Raw genomic sequence first — 19,262 nt, forward strand, 5'->3', positions numbered from 1 at the left:
GAATGGTCTAGCAATCCTCTATAATACCTCAGACAGATGTTCTTCATACCCCATGGATCGCGTTTTCTCGGGCGGCGGAGAGTCAAGCGCAGAGAGTTCGTTAACCTTTCGAACCGGTCGCCTCGGCGGTAATCGCTTAGCTCATACATTCCTGTTAGCAGTCGGCGAGAATTATCCAATCGACAGGACGAGAATTGATTGCGTCGCTCAGAACATTGATCGGTCGATCCGCAGACATTCGGGTATTCAGCGCCGGGCTGCTCTGGTCGACCTTTGGAACGGTGATCGTTCGGCTGACGCCGATGATCACCACCATTTTGATTTCACACTGGTTCGGCATTGAATTCGTCGGCAAATTCGGAGTGACCTACGGCACACTGATGTCGAGCAGCCTGCTGGCATCCGCCGGTGTGAGCCTGATGGCGACGCGCAATATCGCCGCCTACTCGATAAACGACCCCGCCACGGCGGGCCGCCTGGCCGGCATGGCATTCCTCCTCACCGGTGGCGCCGCGGCATTGATCGGCCTGATGATCTTCCTGTTCGCGCATGAGATCGCCGGTCGGCTGCTGAAGCAACCGGAACTCGCTTTCTATCTCCAGATCATCGCGCCTGTGATTGTGGTCAACGCGATGAACACGGTCCAGACGGCCATCCTGAGCGGTATCCAGGCCTTCAGGACCATCGCTCGCCTCAACGTGATCTTTGGTGGATTGATGATCACGCTGGTGCCTGTCGGGCTTTACTTTTACGGCCTCTCGGGCAGCTTTATCGCCTTGGGCTGCGCTTATCTGGGTGGATGCCTCATCGCCTATCCGGCCGTAGTGGCAGCGCTTCGCCGGCGCGGTATTGAGATTGCGTTCCGGGAGGCATTTTCGCAGTGGCGGCTGGTTACACGCTATGCGGTGCCGGCGCTGCTTGCCAGCCTGCTGTACGAGCCGGTGAACTGGATCTGCACGGCGATGGTGGTCAACAATCCCGACGGTCTTGCCCAGGTCGGCCTGTACTTCATTGCCATGCAGTTGGAGACGCTGCTGCTGTTCGTGCCGCAGATCGTGGTGCAAGTGGTTATCCCGATGCTGTCGACCGGCTTTGGCGAGGCCGACCGCCGGCGTGTGATCAACGTGCTTGGCATGGGCATCGGCACCAATATAGCCATAGCCATAGGCTTCGTCGTGGTCATGATGACGTTCGGCAACTGGTTCCTTGTGCTGTTCAAGCTCGATCCCGCCCAGCACTGGCCGATTTTCATGATCGTGGTGCTCGCGGCCGCCATCATCGCCGCTGCCCTGCCGCTCGGACAGGTCCCGGTGTCCTCCGGTTACATGTGGACCGGACTTTCGATCACGGCTGGATGGGCGCTGACATTCATCATCGCAACGTGGTTCCTGCAAGATCGTGGCGCTCTCGGCATCGTTATAGCCCGCGCCATCGCCTGGTCACTGCAGACGGTGGTCTATATCGGGTTCACCCGCTTCGCCATTGGCCGGACGTGCGGTGAAAAGGGCACGTTGCTTCGCGATCGTGACCTTTCCACTGCGCCCGCCAAGTCGGCATCCTTGGATGCCTGATGGTGTGTCGGGGTGAAACATAGGCATTATAATGGATCCGGAAGTCGTTGGTTAAGCATAATCGCGGATACGATTTCGCATTAACTGCGCCGCTAGAGTTGAAGCGTATCTTCCAGACAGGGAGACTTGGACAGATGATCAATCGTATTCGTGCACTTTTCGCCCGCAACGAGGCGCTTTCATTCAACATCGAAACACTCTCCGATCATGACAACCTTTATGATGCGGGGATGACGTCGTTCGCCTCCGTCCAGATCATGCTGGCGATCGAGGAGGAATTCGACACCGAATTTCCAGAGGAAATGTTGACACGGCGCACATTCGCCTCGCTTGCCAACATCGCCGAGGCGGTCTCCAAACTTGCGAGGCAGGCAGTCTGACCATGAATGTCGCGAAAGCAATTGGCGTCGCCCCTGCCGGCATGCACAGTGACACCCCCACGGCGCGCATGGCCCGTGTTGCCGAGGTTGCGGCCAAAGCGGCCGATTCCGTCGATCGCGACGCCCGTTTCCCCCACGAAGTCTTCGATGCATTGAAGCAGGAAAGCCTTCTTGGCGTGGCTGTGCCGATTGAATTCGGCGGCCAGGGAATGGGCCATGCCGCTATTGCCGACCTGATCGTCCAGCTGGCGCAGGCCTGCGGTTCCAGCGCGATGATCTATGGCATGCACCAGATTCAGATTGCGAGCTTGGCCAGCCATGGGACTGGCAGCGAATGGCATCGTGCCTACATGCGTCGCATTGCCAGCGAGCAGTTGCTGATGGCATCCGCTACCTCCGAGGCGGGCATTGGTGGCGATCTTCGCAATTCTATCTGCGCGCTCAACGTCATCGATGGCCGCTTCTCGTTGGCCAAGGACGCGACCGTGATTTCCTACGGCGCCTTTGCCGACGCCATCCTGGCCACAGCGCGCCGGGCACCGGACGCAGCCGGCACCGACCAGTCCATGATCGTCATACCCGCCGACGCCAACCGCACGCTGGAGCGCAAGTCCGTTTGGGACACGCTCGGCATGCGCGGCACCTGTTCCGACGGCTTTCTGCTGACCGCAACCGGCGATGCCGCGCAGATATTCACCAAGCCGTTTTCGGAGATCGCTGCCCAATCAATGCTGGCGAGTTCGCACATCTACTGGGCAGCGACATGGTTTGGCATCGCGGCCGATGCCTTCGGGCGTGCCCAGGCCTTCGTCAAGCAAGCCGCCCGCAAGCAGCCAAACCTGACGCCGCCAGGCGCGCTCCGCCTGTCGGAGGCAGCCGCCAAGCTGCAGGAAATGAAGGGACATCTCGTTGCCGCCATCCGCCGTTTTGAGATCGCCGAACGCAATGAGGACGATCTCTCCTCGATAGGCTTTGCCGCTGAAATCAACGCGCTGAAGGTGGCCGCGAGCGAAAAGGCGGGCGAAATCGTGCGGCTCGCAATGCTGATCTGCGGCATCCTTGGCTATAAGAACGGCACGCCGTTCAGCGTCGGCCGGCATCTGCGCGACATCACCTCCGCTACAGTGATGATCTCGAACGACCGCATTCATGCGAACACATCGACGCTGCTCCTGATGAGCCGCTTCGATGCCAGGCTGGGAGGTTGAGATGGATACCGGGACATTCACCTCAAAGGACCTGCTCGACAAGCTGTTCGATAACGGCATCCTGTTTGAGACCGGCGTCGACGGCCTCTATGGCCGCTCCGGCATGTTCGAGGAAGTCATCGAACGTTTCGAGCGCCTGGTCACGCGCCTCGGCGCGGTCGACAAGCCTACCCGTATCCACTTTCCGCCTGGCATGAGCCGCGCGACGCTGGAAAAAAGCGGCTACATGAAAAGCTTTCCGCAGCTTGCCGGGTGTGTGCACTCCTTCATGGGCGGCGAGCGCGACCATGCCAAGCTGCTTGGCATGATGGACGCCGGCCAGGACTGGACCGAACTGCAGCAGCCAACGGAGTTGGCGCTGACGCCTGCCGCTTGCTATCCGCTTTATCCGACGGTGGCCGCGCGCGGACCAGTTCCGATGGACGGTCTCCTGTTTGAACTCTCATCCTATTGTTTCCGGCATGAGCCATCGCAGGACCCGGCCCGCATGCAGCTTTTCCGAATGCGGGAATTCGTCTGCATCGGTACGGCCGATCATGTGCATGCGTTTCGCCAGAGCTGGCTTGAGCGTGGCAAGGCGATGATCGAGTCGCTGGAGTTGCCTTGTGAGCTGGATCTTGCCAACGACCCGTTCTTCGGTCGCGGCGGCAAGATGCTGGCCAACAACCAGCGCGACCAGGGGCTGAAGTTCGAGCTGCTGATACCGGTGAGCAGCCAGGAAAAGCCGACAGCCTGCCTGAGTTTCAACTATCACCAGGATCATTTCGGCCAGACCTGGGGATTGAAGTTCGCCGATGGCAGCCTGTGCCATTCGGCCTGCGTCGGCTTCGGCCTGGAACGGGTGGCGCTGGCGCTGTTTCGTCATCATGGCCCCGACGTTAATGCCTGGCCGCCGGCTGTCCGCGCGGTTCTCTGGGATGCCTGACATGAACGCCGTGATCCCCGGTCTCGACCCGGCGGGCTACAGGCCGCATGAATTGCACAGCGCCGAACGACGCTGGCCGCAGACAAATTGCTACGTCGACCTGCTGATTGAAGTCATGCATGCGACCGGCCATGACCCGGTGGCCGCGCTCGGCTTTACCCTTGCCCAGGATTTCGAAGGCGATCAGTTCACCTTCTTCAAGTTTCCGATCGCCGATCTGCAGCGGCTTGCGGGTCTCGATATCCAGGAACTGGCGATCTTCGACCGGCTGGAAACGCATGTTGCGACGCAGATCGACCTCGGACGCCTGCCGCTGGTGGAAGTCGATGCTTTCTACCTGCCCGACACAAGGGGAATCACCTATCGCGCGGCCCATTCCAAGACGACCATCGGTATCAATGAGGTCGATCCGCGGACGCAGCGGATGGTCTATTTTCACAATGATGGTGTCTTCGCACTGGGTGGTGAGGACTATGAAGGCATCTTCGGCGGCGCGGACCTTGCGAGCGCGGGCTCGTTGCCACTGTTTCCCTACGCGGAGTTCGTGAAATTCGGCGTCACGCAGCCGCCGGAAGACATGGCACGAGCAGCCGCGACACTGCTCTCACATCACCTGTCACGCCGCCCGAAGCACAATCCGTTGCGATCCTACGCTGCTGCGTTCGGCCGCCATGTCGATATGCTGGTCCACCGCCCGCCGGAGTATTTTCATATCTACTCCTTCAACACGTTGCGGCAGCTAGGCGCGAATTTCGAGCTTCTCGGCAGCCATTTGGAGTGGCTCGGGAAAAATCGCCGCGAGAGTTTCGAGCAAGCGGTCAAGGCCGCCGGCGATATCGCCGAAGGCGCCAAGGTCATGCAGTTCAAACTCGCCAGGGCTATGGCGCGCGGGCGTTTCGATGGCCTTGAGGCGACGCTGGAACCGATGGCCAGCGCTTATGATGTTATCATCAACGTGCTTGACGCGCGCATGGCAACCCTGGCGGAGGCGGCCTGAACGGCGAGCGGAATTCGGCTGCCGTAGCCTGGATCAGATCCATGACGACAGTGATCTCCGTCGCCGATTCAGCTGAGCTGCTGGAAGCAGGATGGCAGCTTGCCCTGACGCCGGCTGGTGCATGGCGCGGGCCGGGCGATGCTGACCCTTCGGCAACATGGCTGCGCGCCACATGTCCTGGTACCGCGGCGGCGGCGCTCGAGGCGGGCGGCCTTTGGGATCGGCAAGCACCGATGCCGTTGCACGACAAGGACATCTGGTATCGCTGTCGCCTTGAAGCCAGCGGGCCGGTGCGGCTTGTCTTCGAAGGCCTTGCGACGATTGCCGAAATCTACATCGACGATCGATTGGTCCTTGTCTCCACCTCCATGTTCGCGCCGTGTCAGACGTCGCTGACGCTGAAAGGCGGCGAAATGCTTGCCATCGCGTTTCGCAGTCTTGACGCCTATATGGAGGGCCTCAAGGGTCCGCGGGCCCGCTGGAAGGCGCGCATGATTGACGATCAGCGCTTGCGGCTCGTTCGCACGACCCTGCTTGGCCACATGCCGGGCTGGTGCCCGGCCTTCGACGTGGTCGGCGCATGGCGGCCGGTTCTGCTGGTGCGCGAGAATTTGGCTTCGCGCGTCGCTAGCGTCGACATGCGTTCCGATCTCGAAGGGACTACAGGCAGGCTCGATGTCGAGCTGACGCTCTTCACGCCGCTTGTCGACGGCGAAACCGCCTTTATCAGCTGTGCCGGAAAAACCGCTTCGCTCACCAGCGATGGCGAGAAGCTGAATGCGCGCCTTGACATCGCCAACGTTGCGGCTTGGTGGCCGCACAGCCATGGAACGCCGGATCTTCATGGTGTCAGCGCTACCATCGGGAGTAAAGAGGTAAACCTCGGACGTGTCGGCTTTCGACGCCTGGAGCTGGATCGCGGCCGTGACGGGCGCGACTTTCGGCTGATCGTCAACGGCATCCCGGTCTTTTGTCGCGGCGCGGTTTGGACACCGTCGGACATAGTGTCCTTGGACGGGAGCGCGGCGCCTTTGGACGCCGCCTTGCGCCTGGCAAGTGATGCCGGTGTGAACATGCTGCGTGTCGCCGGCCCCTTCGTCTATGAATCCAACGCCTTTCATGCCCTGTGTGACGAACTCGGCATACTCGTCTGGCAGGATTTGATGCTGGCGAATTTCGACTATCCCGCCCGGGATGACGAATGGTGCGCTGCGCTGGCGGCGGAGGTAGAAGCATTGCTGCGACGATTGCGGCACTCGCCTTCGCTTGCTGTGATTTGCGGCGGCAGCGAAATCGCCCAGCAGGCGTCGATGATGGGAATTCCAGCGTCCATGGACCCGACGCCATGGTTCGACACGGTGGTGAGGCCGCTTGCGGGCGCCATTAGACCTGATCTCGTGCAGGTTGCTTCCTCGCCGCATGGCGGCAGCCTGTCTTTCACCACTGAAGCCGGACCGGTGCATTATTACGGCGTGGGCGCTTATTGCCGGCCGCTGGAGGATGCGCGCCGTGCCGAGGTCCGCTTCGCCAGCGAGTGCCTTGCCTTCGCCAACGTGCCGGATCAGGAGACGCTGGACGCCTTCCTGGCCGTTGCGCCCGTGCATGACCCACGCTGGAAAGCCGCGACGCCGAGGGACGTTGGGGCGTCTTGGGATTTCGAGGATGTACGCGACCACTATCTGGAAAACGTCTTCGGCATCGACGCCCGTGCGTTGAGGCTGCAGGACGGTGCACGCTACCTCGACCTCTCGCGTGCCGTGACGGCCGAGATTGTGGAGCGCACGATTGACGAATGGCGCCGACCGGCCTCGCCGACGGCGGGTGCACTGACCTTGTTCTGGAAAGATCTGGCCGTCGGCGCCGGCTGGGGCGCGATCGATGCGACCGGCCGGCCAAAATCGGTTTGGCATGCGATGAAGCGGGCCTTCCGTCCGCTGCGCCTGATCCTTAGCGATGAAGGCTTGAACGGCCTCCATGTGCATGTGATCAACGATGGACCGGACTTGGTTGAAGGCAGGCTCACCCTGACCTGCCTGCGCGATGGTTTGACACCGGTCGTCACAGGCAAACGCGAGATCGCGGTTGCGGCGCATGATGCCGTGACGGTTTCGGCCTTCGAGCTGTTCGGTGCGTTCTTCGACATCTCTTACGCCTATCGCTTCGGTCCGGTTGCGCATGAGTTGAGCGTGGGGCATTTTACGGATTCGCAGGGAACCCAGTTGGCGGAAGCCTTCCATGTTCTGCCCAATATCATGACGAAACGGTGCGATGTCGGCCTTCGCGCCAAGATCGAACCTGGCAACGATTGCTGGCGACTTCGGCTCGCCTGCGACAGAGCCGCGTATTATGTCCATGTCGGCGGTCCCCATTATCGGGCCGAAGAGGATTATTTTCATCTGTTGCCTGGTCGCGAAAAAACAGTGCGGCTGGTCGCGTTGACAGGCGCACCGATGCCTATCGGGACCGTTACAGCCCTCAATGCGCAGCAACCTGTTGTTTTCGACCTGACCGAGCCGTTCCCTAAAATGGGTGCAGCCAGGGGCATTTCGTGAGGCCGATCGTCTTCGAAGGGACTGTCGGCTGGGTTCATCCAGCAGGGGGCAGCCGGGGCGTGGTTATAGCGGGCGCGCACGGTTTCGAAGACCTTTGCAGCCGGCGTTTTCTCACATTGATGGCAAGGCGGTTGGCCCAAGCTGGTCTACCGGTTCTGCAATTCGACTATCCAGGTTGTGGAGACGCCACCGGCGATCACACCGAGCCCCATCGCGTGGCTGCCTGGGTGTCGAGCATCGAGACGGCGATAGCGCGACTGAAAGCCGAAACCGGCGTGACCGATGTGCTGGTGATCGGCTTCCGTCTCGGTGCTCTCCTTGCTCCATCGGCCATAGTCGGACGCGATGACGTTGCCGGTCTGGCACTGCTTGCGCCGCCAATATCGGGCAAGGCCTATGTGCGCGAGATGGCAGGCCTGGCAAGAATGATCGACGCAGCCCTGCCGCCATACGGCACTGAGGTCGACCCATTCGACGGCATCGAAACCGCCGGCTTCAGGATGAGCGCCGAGACGATCGCGGATCTGCGGACGCTTGAGTGGCGTGAACTCGCCGGTTCCTTGCGCCAGGATATTCTGCTTGTGACGACACAACCCGCCACGTCGCATTCGGCGCTCGCCGAAGGCGTGGCCGCGGCCGGTGGCAGCGTGCGGATCGAGACATTTGCCGGTTTTGCCCGGCTGATGAGCAACCCGACCGCCAACGACATCCCGCAATCCACCCTTGAGATGGTCGTGGGGTGGGCAGTCGAGCGCCGAAAGCCCATCGGCGCGGCTTCCCACGAGCCGGTGGCCACCGCGCCAGTGTTTCTGGCGGAGGGTGGATATAACGAATGGCCACTGGTCCTCGCGCCCGCGCCGGAGATTTGCGGCGTGCTGTGCATGCCTGCCCAGGCCAAGCCCCAGGGACAGGTCGTCCTTATCCTCAATGCCGGCGCGATACCGCATATCGGTTGGGCACGTGGTGCGGTCGACATGGCGCGTTCACTCGCCCGAGATGGCATAGCCTCGCTGAGGGTCGATCTGCCGGGCCTCGGCCAGAGCGGGACGCCGGACGAGAAGCGGCTGTTTCTCTACGATGAGCGCGGCCGCGATGACATGCTGCGTATTGTAAACTGGCTCGAGCAGCATGGATTTGATCAGGTCAGCGCGATCGGCACATGCGCCGGGGCCTATCAGGCGTTCCATGCCGCGCGATTCGATCGCCGTATTGCCTCGCTGACCATGGTCAATCCTTTGTGCTTCGCATGGAACAGTTCATATGCCCTGGACATGGAACTGTCGAAAGTCAGGGACAATGCGCGTGGCTCACTCAAACCAGAGGACGGCGCCGGCGAGGCGGATGTGGCTGAGCCGCATTCACACGGAACGGCCTTGAGATCACCTCGCTTGAAAGCGCTCTTGTCGAGACTTGGCGGGCGCACCCTGCGCTTCGGCCTGGAACTGTCGAAATCCACGACGTCCAATTTTTGGCGCAGGCGCGGTTCGGGAAGCCAGTCGGTGGAAACCTGGATGAAAAATCTGACCGCGCGTGGAACGCGCGTTTTGGTGGTAAGCGCCGAAAACGATCGGAGCCTGGATGAAATTGCTCGTCACTTCGGGCCGGACGGCGAGCGTTTGAGGCGCATGCAAGGTGTCACTCTCGTGCGTCTGGATGCCGCCGATCATACATTGACGCCGGCCCATGCACGCTCTCGGCTTGTCGAGCACGTCACACAGTTGTTAAGCCCCGCCGCCGACGGGCGGTAGGGACCTGGGGCCTGCTCGACGGCCAATCGACAGCCGGCACTTTAATTCTTTATTTCCCAAACTGGCATACCAATTGGGAGAGGCTTTTTATCTTCATGGATATCGCGGAATGTCCAACGCGCGAAACACAGCCGTCAGGCCGGGTGAAAACTCAGATTTGCCACCGTCGAGCGAGAAAAAATTGAGATTGCTGTCCTTGATCACCAATTTGCTGCGCAAGAGGAGCGGCAATATAGCGGCTTCACAGACCGGCGTGATCTACGGGGATGACGATTTTGCCGGCTCGCCTGCCAGACTACGGCTCCTTGATCCACTGGAACTGGACTACTTTCCTCATGACAACGAGATATTCCAAAACCAGGATGAGAATACCGCTGAAACCATCCACAGCATTCATGCCGAGCTCGCCGAACTGCACGCCAGCGTGGCCGAACTGATGCAATCTTCAAGCAACGGACAAGCTAAAATTGCAAACTCAGCCTATGTCGGACGTGGGTTTTCGAAGGGTGCTTCCACGGACTACGGCACGATTGAGGAACCGCATGAGGCCTCTCCTTGGGAGCATATCCGTCGCTGACCGGATGTCAGTCAGATCCCGGACTGAGACCTCGCCCTGACCGGCGTCTTCCCGATGAGGGTGGCTCCGGCATCGCGGCTGAGGAATATCCTGTAACCCGATATTAAGCATATCCGCGCATGGATTATTGGCGATATGCGCACGATGATTTTAGTGCGGTGGAGACGAGACTATGGCGACCTCCATGGGCGGCATTTCACGCGATCGATCTGCCGCCAGGCGAGCGCAGGTCGATACCTCGGTGGATTTGCTCGGCCTTGCCGATACGCTAATCCGCCGGCGCTGGATCGTTCTTTCGTTCACGCTGACCTTCGTCGCCTTGGGACTGTTGGCGTTGTTCCTGATTTCGCCGCGGTATACAGCGACGTCGCGCATCCTTATCGACCCGCGTGAGCAGCGGGTCATGCAGAACGAGGTGGTGCAGCAAGGCTTCGGCTCCGACATGGCGCTGGTGGAAAGCCAGATCGAGGTGATCACCTCGGAAGCGGTGCTCAAGCGGGTTGTCCAGAGCAGCGGTCTTGCCACGGATCCGGAATTCATATCCGCCATCAAAAGCGGGCAAGATCCCTCCGTCGTTGCGCTTGAAGCGCTGGCGCAAGCGACCAAGGTCGTGCGGCCCGAAAACACTTACGTGCTTCAGATCAGCGTCACCAGCAAAGAAGCCATCAAGTCGGCTCGTCTCGCGAACGCCGTGGCTGCCGCTTATTTGGGCTATCAGGCCGAAACAACTTCCGGCACCGCACGCGACGCCAGCACGTCGATCCGTGACCGCCTCGCACAATTGCAAAGCGAGTTGAACAGCTCGGAGGAAGAGGTCGAAGCCTTCAAGCGCGACCACAATGTTTCGGAATCGGACGGACGATTGCTCGGCGATCGCGAACTGACGGACCTTTCGGCTCGCCAGTCGGCTAGTGCTGCGCGAGTCAACGAAACAAAGGCCCGGTTCGAGGTTATGCAGGCCGCGCTGAAGACGCGCGGAGATGTCAGCACGGTCATCACCGGTACCGACAGCGCCATGGTCGACCTGCGCACCCAGCTTGGCGAGGCGCAGCGAAACTTGGCCGAGCTCCAGCAGATCCTCGGACCACGTCATCCGCGCGTCACGGCTGCCGAAGGGCAGGTTATGCAAGCTCGCGCGACAATCCGTGCGGAAAGTGAGCGGCTGGTGCAAGCCGCGCAAGACGACTATCGCGCAGCTGTTGACACCCTGAACAAGGTCACCGGAGACCTTAATGCCGCCAAGACAGCTTCCTTCGATACCAACCAGGATCTGATCAAGCTGCGTGAACTTGAGCGCAAGGCGCAGTCCAGCAAGGTCGTCTACGAGGCGTTTATGGTCCGCGCCAAGGAAACCGCCGAGCAGGAAAATATTTCGCCGCCCAATGCCCGTATCATCGCTGAAGCGGCGGTTCCAAGTTCGTCCTCGTATCCACCTAAGTTGCCGCTGCTTATCGCCGCCGGACTGTTGGGCTTGTTCATAGGCGTCTTTGCCGCGATATTGCGGGATCTGGCTGCCGGCGCGCCCGCCGCGCGTCCTCAGGCTCAGCCTTTGGAGCCTGCCAAGGCGGACATCGGCGGCGGGCTTGTAACAGTCGTCTCCATCCATGATCCCGCCCTTGCCCGTCAGGCCGCGTTCGAGTTGGCGCGAGACGCAATGGCGGCCGACCAGAAGGTCATTTTCATCGATCTCGCGTCTGATGCACCTTCCGACATAGCCGGACTTGCGGAACTAGCAATTGGTGAATCCCCGGTCGCGAAAGCGATCCGGATCGGCCGTAAATCGGGACTTCAGATGCTCAACGCCGGGCGCAAGGATACTGTCGCGCGCCTGTCGCCCGGAAAAGTGGAAGCGGTCCTTGGCGCGATAATTCAGGAATATGACCACATCGTTGTCAATGGAGGGACACTCGAGGCCAGTCCCGGTCCCATGGCCGATGTGATTGCCGGATATTCCAGCCGGTCGGTGCTGGCGGTGCGGGACGGTGTGTTTGGTCTACGCGAACGCCAGGCTTTAAATGCGTTGGCCGGCGATGGCGACATGGATGTTTCGGTGGTGTCGGTTGAGAAGGACGTGGCTATCGATCAGGCCGCATGAAGTTCCCCTGGCCAAAAAATTGCGACGCGGCGAAAGGCATTCATCGGCCCAACGCGGCCACTGAAAGTCAATGACAATGGGATCAATAGAGTATCGGCTGAACGTGGCCGATTTCCCTCTAAAGGTGCAAGGCGACCCTGCGTCCTGGCGGCAGTTGGTCGATCCGCTCATTCTGCTGGCCACGGTACTTTTATTCTCCTTATCAAACTATGCGCTCGACTTTCTCGGCATCCCGTATGATTCATCGAGCGGATCGATCGTCACCAAGATCCATCCGGCTACCTACACATTTGGCTTGGCGCTGGTCCTGGCGGTGCTCGCCAATCGAAACCCGGTCGGCTACGCGGTCTCCCTTCTCGTTCGTTGCGCCGGATCGACCAGCCTGCTCGCCGCTTGCCTGCTGCTCTGGTACTTCATCTCCCGTTACAAGCCCGATCAATCCGCCTCCTTCCTGATCGACGCGTTGATGGTCGCGGCCGTTATTACCATGCTGTTTTGCGACTCGGGCGAGAAGCTGCGGCTTTATGCTGCCCGTTGCCTTCACATGCTGATAGTCCTCAATTGCCTGGTTGCGATCGCCGAAGGCTTGACATCGTGGCGACTGTTTCCCTTCCTCATTGAGGATCGGGTCCAGACCTGGGATCATCGGGCCACGGCTTTGCTTGGCCACCCGCTTGGTGGTGCGCTGGTCACTGGCGTCTACGCGGTGATCCTGATGACTGTGAAAGATGTTCGCGGGCTGAGCCCGCGCTGGCGCCTGCCCATCATACTCCTGTGCATGGCGACGATGCCGCTTCTCGGCGCCCGAACCTCGTTTGCTGTTGTCTATGGCGTGGCGGCGGTGATGGGCCTGCTCTTCATTTTGAAGCTGATGCGCGGCGGCGCGATTTCAGTGCGCGCATTGCTCGCCATTCTCGTTCTTGCACCGCTTGGCGTAGTCGCTGTCGCGGCAATGTACCAATTCGGCTATTTCGACAATTTCCTCGCGCGTTTTACCAATGACAGCGGCAGTGCGGCGACTCGCATTCAGTTGTTTCGCCTGTTCGACAATTTCGGGCTGCGCGAACTGCTCATCGGATTTAATCAGGACGAACTGGAGACCAGTGTACGTATAAACGGCCTCAGCGAGGGTATCGAGAACGCGTGGGCTGGCCACCTGTTGCGCTATGGTCTCGTCTTCTCGTCGGTTCTGTGGCTGGGCATCTTGAGCTGGTTTATCGAGATGCTGCGGGTCGGCGGCCGTGGCGCGATCCTGCCGCTCTTTTTCGCATTGCTGATCAACTCCACCAGCGTCGGCATAAGCGCCAAGACGACGATGCTGACCATGCCGGCCGTGCTGATACTGGCACTTGTGGCAAGGACCAGAGCTATTCCAGGAAGAGCAATTCCAGGAAAAGTGTGAGCGGTTTCCGTCCGGAATTGCTTACGGAACCACTTATCAGGAGCCGGTCGCAGCGGCCGGGGCGGCGAGGGGAGCGCGCCACCCCCTCTGAGCGAAGCAGTTCGAGCCCGTATCCATCTCAAACGCGGCCGCACATATCCCTCAACGCAAGTCTGCTGCCTCCCCAGCGGTGCCGAAGTTTACATTTGCGCGCCCGACGCTGCCGGGCCCAACAATCCTGTCGGATCGGTCTGGATCGATCTGTCCATTGAAAGTTACGGGATTCACGGCACGCCCGAACGAGGCGCGAGTCCGGCGCTCAGCGCTTGATTGTGAAGTTCTACTTCATAGCTCATCGACGTTATCGCCAATAGTCGATCGCAGGGAGCGGCGGTACCTCTCCCGTGGAAATCTGGACTCGCGCCGCAATTCGAGCCTGCGACGTCGTCGATGCTCCAGATGCGCGAGGATCAAGAGAGACACACAATGGCCGACGCGACATTTTCCCGACGCGAGGTGCTCTTGGCAGGGGGCGCGCTGACAGTCGGCGCTACTCTCGCAAAGCCACTTGAAGCCGCTGCCGCTCAACTCGCCGTAGGCGGCCCAGAGCCGACGTCGTGGGTGGATCCGACGATGCCCGACGTTACGCATCGCATGATCGAGACAAACGGCATCCGGCTGCACGTGGCCGAACAGGGTGAAGGTCCGCTTATCATCCTCTGTCACGGCTTTCCCGAATGCTGGTATTCTTGGCGGCACCAGCTTGGCGCGCTGGCGAACGCCGGGTTCCGTGCGGTAGCGCCCGACTTGCGCGGCTACGGGCGGAGCGACCGCCCGGAGGATGTGGAGAAATATACGATTCTCCATAATATCGGCGACATGGTGGGCCTTCTCGACGCCCTTGACGCCAGACAAGCCGTGATCGCCGGCCACGACATCGGTGCTGCGATAGCATGGCAAACAGCGCTTCTGCGCCCCGATCGCTTCCGGGCTGTTGTCGCGCTCAGCCCGCCGTTCCGCTCGCGAGGGTTCGGCGACTCAGGGCCGCCGACGACGCTGATGCCACACACCAAGGACGCCCTGTTTTATCAACTCTATTTCCAGACCCCCGAGGCTGAGGCGGCGCTCGAAGGCGACCTGCGTCGCACCTTCCGTTCCATGTTCTACTCGCTCTCGGGCGACAGCCCGCCACAGGCAGGCGCCGGAGGATTTGCCGCCGGAATGGTGCCCCGGAACGGAGATTTCCTGACCAATCCGGTGTCGTTGCCTTCCTGGGTCAGTGAGGCCGACATCGATATCTATGTCGAGGAATTCACGCGCAGCGGATTTCGCGGCGCTCTGAACTGGTGGCGCAACATCGATCACAGTTGGGAGCTCATGGCCGCGTTCAGCCAGGCGGTGGTGACTGTTCCGGCGCTCTACATTGCGGGCGAACACGACATGATCGTGGAGCTATTTCAACCGATCATCGCAAAACAGTCGGCAATGGTTCCCAAGCTCCGGCCCGCAGTCATGCTGCCGGGCTGCGGTCATTGGACCCAGCAAGAACGTGCGCCGCAGGTGAACGCCGCCATGATCGACTTCCTTCGGACCGTTTAGTCGAGGAAGGCTGCTCGGCCACCGAACGCGACGTTCGAGGCCGCCGGCGGATTGACGAACGAGACCAGCTTATAGGAGCTCACATGTCGTCGCAAACCGTGTTCCTAACCCAGCTCGTCCTGGGGTATGTCTCGTGGCTGCTTTTCTTTGGCGCGTACATCTGGCCAAGGCTCAACTCGATGGATCACTTCGATGCGCAACGTGCTATTGCGGCCGTGCACAATTTCCGCGTCATCGGGCTTGCCTTTCTCCTTCCGGGGGTTGTCGGCTCCAACCTGCCTGACGGCTTCGCCACGTTCGCGGCCTATGGCAACTTCGCGACCGGGGCGTTATCCATGCTGGCGCTGCTCGCGATCAGGATGCGTCCGCTGTTCTGGCTGCTCGTGCTCGCCTTCAACCTTGTAGGGATGGCGGACATTGCCCTCGACTCCTACCACGCGGTCCAGGTCAATCTTCCTGCAGCCGCGGGCGAACTCGGCGCCATGTACGCGTTCCTGATCATCTATATGCCGTTGCAGATGATCTCACATCTCACCGCATTCTATCTGCTCGCGCGTTCTCAGTTGAACACCGTTTCGTCCGGCGTCGGCGATGCGGCCGGGTCCTAGCGCTCTCCGTCTTCTGTGCTTCGTGATGGCTCGCCAACCCGCATCGCCGCGAAAGCCACTGTATAAGCTCATACCCGCGCGGGACTGGAAGGAGCATGGTGTCGAGATCGATGAAAGCAACCGCACTCGCAATCCTTCTGATTGTGACGACAGCCGCCGGCCTCGCGGTCGCATATCCCACGGCGGCCGCTATAGCGTGCCCGAGCTGCCTGGGGTTCAAAAAGGCCTCGGGTCAAGTCTATGTCGAGGAGGGGATGACGCCTCAGCAGCAGGCAGCAGCGCTTGAGACAATCGCCATGGCTCGCGAACGGCTTCGCCAGTTCTACGGGGCGACAGAAAGTAATCCCGAGATCTTCGTCTGCGGTGACGACAATTGTTACCGCAAGATCGGCGGTAGCAAATCGCGCGGCATGGCTGTCCTCAATCTCGCGCTGTTCCTCTCGCCCGAAGGCGTGACCGTTACCATTGCATCACACGAGATGTCGCACATCGAACTTCATGTCCGGATCGGGCTGGTCAAGACTTTCCGTCGTGATGTGCCGCAATGGTTTGATGAGGGCGTTGCGGTCCTGGTTTCGGATGACGACCGCTACCTGAAGCCAATATCATCGCCCGATCGTTGCCTGGTTGAACCGGATGGCGCGCCGACGACGAGGAGCGCCTGGATTGAAAGTGCGGCATCGGCCAGCCTGTACGCGAAAGCTGCCTGCCGGGTAAGCAGGTGGATTGCAGATCACGGCGGCTCCCACGCCATAACGCGGCTGTTAGAGAAAATCATCGCAGGCGAATCCTTTGGGATGGCCTATTGATCGCCTTTTGCGCCCCTGCTGGAAGGTCACTGCCGGGCTCAGCAGCAGACCGCCACCACCTGCCGACAGCGTATTGAGGTCCAGGCCATAGAGCCCGCGCCGCAGAGCAATACCAGTGGAGCCAGTCCATCGGGCAGAAAAAACGTGCCGCGCGCCTGGCCGGTTCCGGTCAGCGGTCGCGAGTGACGATCAACCTCCGGGCGGTGCAGTCCGCTTAGGACCCGAGGGCGGCACTCGCTGATGATGGGTGCCGCCTTGCGCGTCCGTCAGGCGACAGGGCTGTTACCGGGCTTTGGCCGACGGTGCCGTCTTACCCTGAGTCACCGACGGCGGGGTCCTGAGTGAGGCACCGGTCTGCGTATCAGTGGCCGGGACGGTATGCTCGTCGCCCGACAGCGGACTGCCCTGGCCCGGCACAGCGTCGGCTGTCGGCGCACTGTTGTTTATGCCGTTCATGAACGGCTGGCTCGAGGTCGTCAGGCCCCCGGCCGACGTAGCGGTGAAGAGGTGATCGGCTGCCGACGCGGGGCCGGCAAGCAGCGAAAACGCCGCAATGACGATGAGAGTTCGCATGACGGATACTCCGATAACTGCCTGTCCGATGCCGGCCTTACGGTGGCAGGGACGGCCGTCCCTTCACGATCCCAACGCCGCGCTTCTCGCTGCGTTCCCGATAGTTTCGTTTTCGACGCTAAGAAATGTCTTTCACTGGTACACACCGGCGTGCGGCTGCAGAGCGAGCTCAGGCGCTTTGTGAGCGTGGATGGAAAGGCGTCCGGATTGCACGTTGAGTTGCCCGTGAGGTTGCGCCAGTCTTCACCGAGCAAGTCCGCTCCGCACGCCGCGCGGCTGCTGAGAACCCTCTCATCACGCAAGAGGCGGCGGGGCGTGTGCAAGACCGCTCCTGACCAGAGGCCGAACCTGGCGCGCACTTGCACGGGCAGGCAATCCATCACAGAAACCATATTCCCGCTTCGAACCGAACGCTTTCGCCGCAAAATTCGCCGCGAAAGTCGGACGTATGCCGATCATGGACGACCGTGGTGCCGCTCCGAAAAAAAATTCGGGCGACCTCTTGAACAAAAAAAACGTGATTCCCAGATCGTTTTCGTCGAGGCTTCGGCTCGACATAGTTCGTCGCGGCGGCGCTGCCGCGACCCATGTTGCTTCACGGAGGATATGGCTATGAGAAGCTTTGATTATTCCCCTCTTTACCGCACCACGGTCGGCTTCGACCGACTGTTCGACATGCTCGAAAACGGCGTGCGCTCCGACTGGCCTCCCTACAATATCGAGAAGAATGGCGACAACGATTATCGTATCACGATGGCCGTCGCCGGCTTCGGTGTTGACGAAGTCGAGCTTGTGCAGAACGGCCCTGAATTGTCCGTGACCGGACAGAGGAAGCCCGATCAGCAAAATCGGGAAATCCTCCATCGCGGCCTTGCGACAGGAAACTTCAAGCAGGTGTTCAAACTTGCGGACCACGTCAAGGTCAAGGCGGCCAATATTCATAATGGCCTGCTGTCGGTGGACCTGGTCCGCGAAGTGCCCGATGAACTCAAGCCTCGGCGCATCGAGATCTGCTCCGAAGCCAGAGCGGTTCCGCTTCAGGACAGCGGCAACAAGCAATCCATAGATTCAGAGCCGCAACGCAAGGTGGCCTGATACCGGAAACCTCAGTCTGTGGTCCGCCTCCCGGCTCGGCCGGGAGGCACAGATCGCGGAGAATGGAGATGAGATCGCAAGCTTACTGTTTTCATGAATCCAAACTGACAGATCACGTTGCGGGATTCGCTGCCGTGCGTACGCCGGAGGACGTCCTGAACGAAGAAATGACGATCGACGAAAAGAGGGCTTTGCTCGCCTTCTGGGCTTCGGACGCCAATGCGGTTCCTGACAATCCCGCCCTACGCCAGTTGGACAGCGGTGCCGTTGCGCAAGTCAAAGAAATTCTTCGTGCGCTCCGCACCCTGGACGAGATCGGGCGCAAGCCGCCAGCCAGGGCACCGGTTGACCGCAGTCCGTCTTCAGACCGGCGTCGCAACAAAGCCAGGCGCGGTTGGATACGGTACCCCTGGCGAGATGACGATGACGATGATCCGCCGCCGGTTCCGGCGTATGCCGGCGTTCCGCCCAGATGTGGTGATGGCGGCATGTTCGCGGAGCCTGAGCATGCCATCGCGTGAAAACCTGAATCGGCAAACCAATTCGTTCAACCGAATGGAGGACTACATGGACGACAGGACGTTCGATCGACCGGTGTTGGTCAAGGATGGCCAGTTCATTCAAGAAATAGGAAGTCTTGAGGATGCCTTCGATTTCTTGGACGAGTGGCCGCGGGAGCGGCGGGGCCCGATTTTCGAAACGGCTTTCCGGGCTTGCCAGCGTGCTTACGATGGCCAGATACCACTGTCGGTCGCGCGCGATGCCGTCGCTGGCTTCGCGAGATCTGTCAAGATCCTGCAGGAGCCGCTTGCTCCGCTGCCCTGGATGAGTGGTACCAAATCAGGCCGCGGTGGGATAGCCGCCTAGCTGCGACACGGCAGCGGCACTGCCCAGAGGTGTCGCTGCCGCAGCTCAGTACGGGTAGCCGACCAGTCAAGCCCACTACGCCGCCGTGTGTGGTGCCCGCGTATAGTCTTTGGTGCCCTTCCCGAGAGATGGGTGACAGTTCATTCCGGATAGATGGGTTACACTTTCGGCCCTTTGCAAGGAGAGCAAGGTGCCTTGGAAGGAGTGTAACGTCATGGACGAGCGGCTGAAGTTCGTCGCGCGGCTGCTGGACGGCGAGAAGATGGCCGTGCTTTGC

At 60.6% G+C, this 19,262-nt stretch carries 18 protein-coding genes and 1 pseudogene; 17 read left to right on the forward strand and 2 right to left on the reverse strand.

The features are described 5' to 3' along the window. Positions 1-154: 154 nt before the first annotated feature. Entirely contained in the window at positions 155-316 is a 162-nt protein-coding gene (locus tag FJ434_RS29900) for a hypothetical protein (protein ID WP_181166167.1), read from the reverse strand. Here FJ434_RS29900 and FJ434_RS22730 point away from each other — a divergent pair. The 14 genes and pseudogenes from FJ434_RS22730 to FJ434_RS22795 all read left to right on the forward strand — a co-directional run bounded on the left by FJ434_RS22730 (position 303) and on the right by FJ434_RS22795 (position 16,450). Continuing rightward, entirely contained in the window at positions 303-1,571 is a 1,269-nt protein-coding gene (locus FJ434_RS22730) for an oligosaccharide flippase family protein (protein ID WP_246672567.1), read from the forward strand. The two genes, FJ434_RS29900 and FJ434_RS22730, sit on opposite strands and share 14 nt — an antisense overlap. 134 nt (positions 1,572-1,705) lie before the next feature. After that, a complete protein-coding gene (locus tag FJ434_RS22735; protein ID WP_027144021.1) occupies positions 1,706-1,951 on the forward strand; it encodes an acyl carrier protein in 246 nt (81 codons plus the stop codon). Positions 1,952-1,953: 2 nt separating this feature from the next. Next, positions 1,954-3,159: an acyl-CoA dehydrogenase family protein gene (locus FJ434_RS22740; protein WP_140752853.1), complete on the forward strand. Its 1,206-nt coding sequence runs from the start codon at positions 1,954-1,956 to the stop codon at positions 3,157-3,159. A gap of 1 nt (position 3,160) precedes the next feature. Further along, complete coding sequence (locus FJ434_RS22745; protein ID WP_140752855.1) at positions 3,161-4,084, forward strand: amino acid--[acyl-carrier-protein] ligase; 924 nt, start codon at positions 3,161-3,163, stop codon at positions 4,082-4,084. Between the two features lies 1 nt (position 4,085). Further along, the gene (locus FJ434_RS22750; RefSeq protein WP_140752857.1) at positions 4,086-5,081 is read left to right on the forward strand and encodes a DUF1839 family protein; all 996 of its coding nucleotides are present in this window, start codon (positions 4,086-4,088) and stop codon (positions 5,079-5,081) included. Positions 5,082-5,122: 41 nt separating this feature from the next. Next, positions 5,123-7,633 carry a glycoside hydrolase family 2 protein gene (locus FJ434_RS22755; protein WP_140752859.1) on the forward strand — a complete coding sequence of 837 codons (2,511 nt, stop codon included), beginning with the start codon at positions 5,123-5,125 and terminating at the stop codon, positions 7,631-7,633. Beyond that, entirely contained in the window at positions 7,630-9,381 is a 1,752-nt protein-coding gene (locus FJ434_RS22760) for an alpha/beta fold hydrolase (RefSeq protein WP_140502746.1), read from the forward strand. The genes FJ434_RS22755 and FJ434_RS22760 overlap by 4 nt, the downstream gene beginning before the upstream one ends. 109 nt (positions 9,382-9,490) lie before the next feature. Further along, positions 9,491-9,958, forward strand: a complete 468-nt coding sequence (locus FJ434_RS22765; RefSeq protein ID WP_140752861.1) for a hypothetical protein — start codon at positions 9,491-9,493, stop codon at positions 9,956-9,958. A gap of 172 nt (positions 9,959-10,130) precedes the next feature. Then, positions 10,131-12,053 (forward strand): GumC family protein, encoded by a 1,923-nt coding sequence (locus FJ434_RS22770; protein WP_140502749.1) that lies wholly within the window; start codon positions 10,131-10,133, stop codon positions 12,051-12,053. Between the two features lie 70 nt (positions 12,054-12,123). After that, positions 12,124-13,455: a VpsF family polysaccharide biosynthesis protein gene (locus tag FJ434_RS22775; protein WP_140752863.1), complete on the forward strand. Its 1,332-nt coding sequence runs from the start codon at positions 12,124-12,126 to the stop codon at positions 13,453-13,455. A gap of 198 nt (positions 13,456-13,653) precedes the next feature. Next, a pseudogene (locus tag FJ434_RS30340) lies at positions 13,654-13,734 on the forward strand (L,D-transpeptidase); the annotation flags it as partial. Positions 13,735-13,920: 186 nt separating this feature from the next. Beyond that, entirely contained in the window at positions 13,921-15,033 is a 1,113-nt protein-coding gene (locus FJ434_RS22785; RefSeq protein WP_246672569.1) for an alpha/beta hydrolase, read from the forward strand. Between the two features lie 83 nt (positions 15,034-15,116). Then, positions 15,117-15,641, forward strand: coding sequence for a hypothetical protein (locus FJ434_RS22790; RefSeq protein ID WP_140752865.1), 525 nt, complete (start codon positions 15,117-15,119; stop codon positions 15,639-15,641). 110 nt (positions 15,642-15,751) lie between these two features. Further along, entirely contained in the window at positions 15,752-16,450 is a 699-nt protein-coding gene (locus FJ434_RS22795) for a hypothetical protein (protein ID WP_140752867.1), read from the forward strand. A gap of 282 nt (positions 16,451-16,732) precedes the next feature. On the opposite strand, the gene FJ434_RS22800 is transcribed toward FJ434_RS22795, so the two are convergent. Beyond that, positions 16,733-17,023: a hypothetical protein gene (locus FJ434_RS22800; protein ID WP_140502754.1), complete on the reverse strand. Its 291-nt coding sequence runs from the start codon at positions 17,021-17,023 to the stop codon at positions 16,733-16,735. A gap of 612 nt (positions 17,024-17,635) precedes the next feature. Between FJ434_RS22800 and FJ434_RS22805 the strand changes: the two genes are divergently transcribed. From FJ434_RS22805 to FJ434_RS22815, 3 genes are all read left to right on the forward strand, one after another. Further along, positions 17,636-18,118, forward strand: coding sequence for an Hsp20 family protein (locus tag FJ434_RS22805; protein ID WP_140752869.1), 483 nt, complete (start codon positions 17,636-17,638; stop codon positions 18,116-18,118). 68 nt (positions 18,119-18,186) lie between these two features. Then, a complete protein-coding gene (locus FJ434_RS22810) occupies positions 18,187-18,639 on the forward strand; it encodes a hypothetical protein (RefSeq protein ID WP_140502756.1) in 453 nt (150 codons plus the stop codon). Positions 18,640-18,685: 46 nt separating this feature from the next. Next, positions 18,686-18,985 carry a DUF982 domain-containing protein gene (locus tag FJ434_RS22815; RefSeq protein WP_027144010.1) on the forward strand — a complete coding sequence of 100 codons (300 nt, stop codon included), beginning with the start codon at positions 18,686-18,688 and terminating at the stop codon, positions 18,983-18,985. Positions 18,986-19,262 lie beyond the last annotated feature (277 nt).

Origin of the sequence: Mesorhizobium sp. B2-5-13 (genome assembly GCF_006440535.1) — a bacterium.
Taxonomy (GTDB): Bacteria; Pseudomonadota; Alphaproteobacteria; order Rhizobiales; family Rhizobiaceae; genus Mesorhizobium; species Mesorhizobium salmacidum.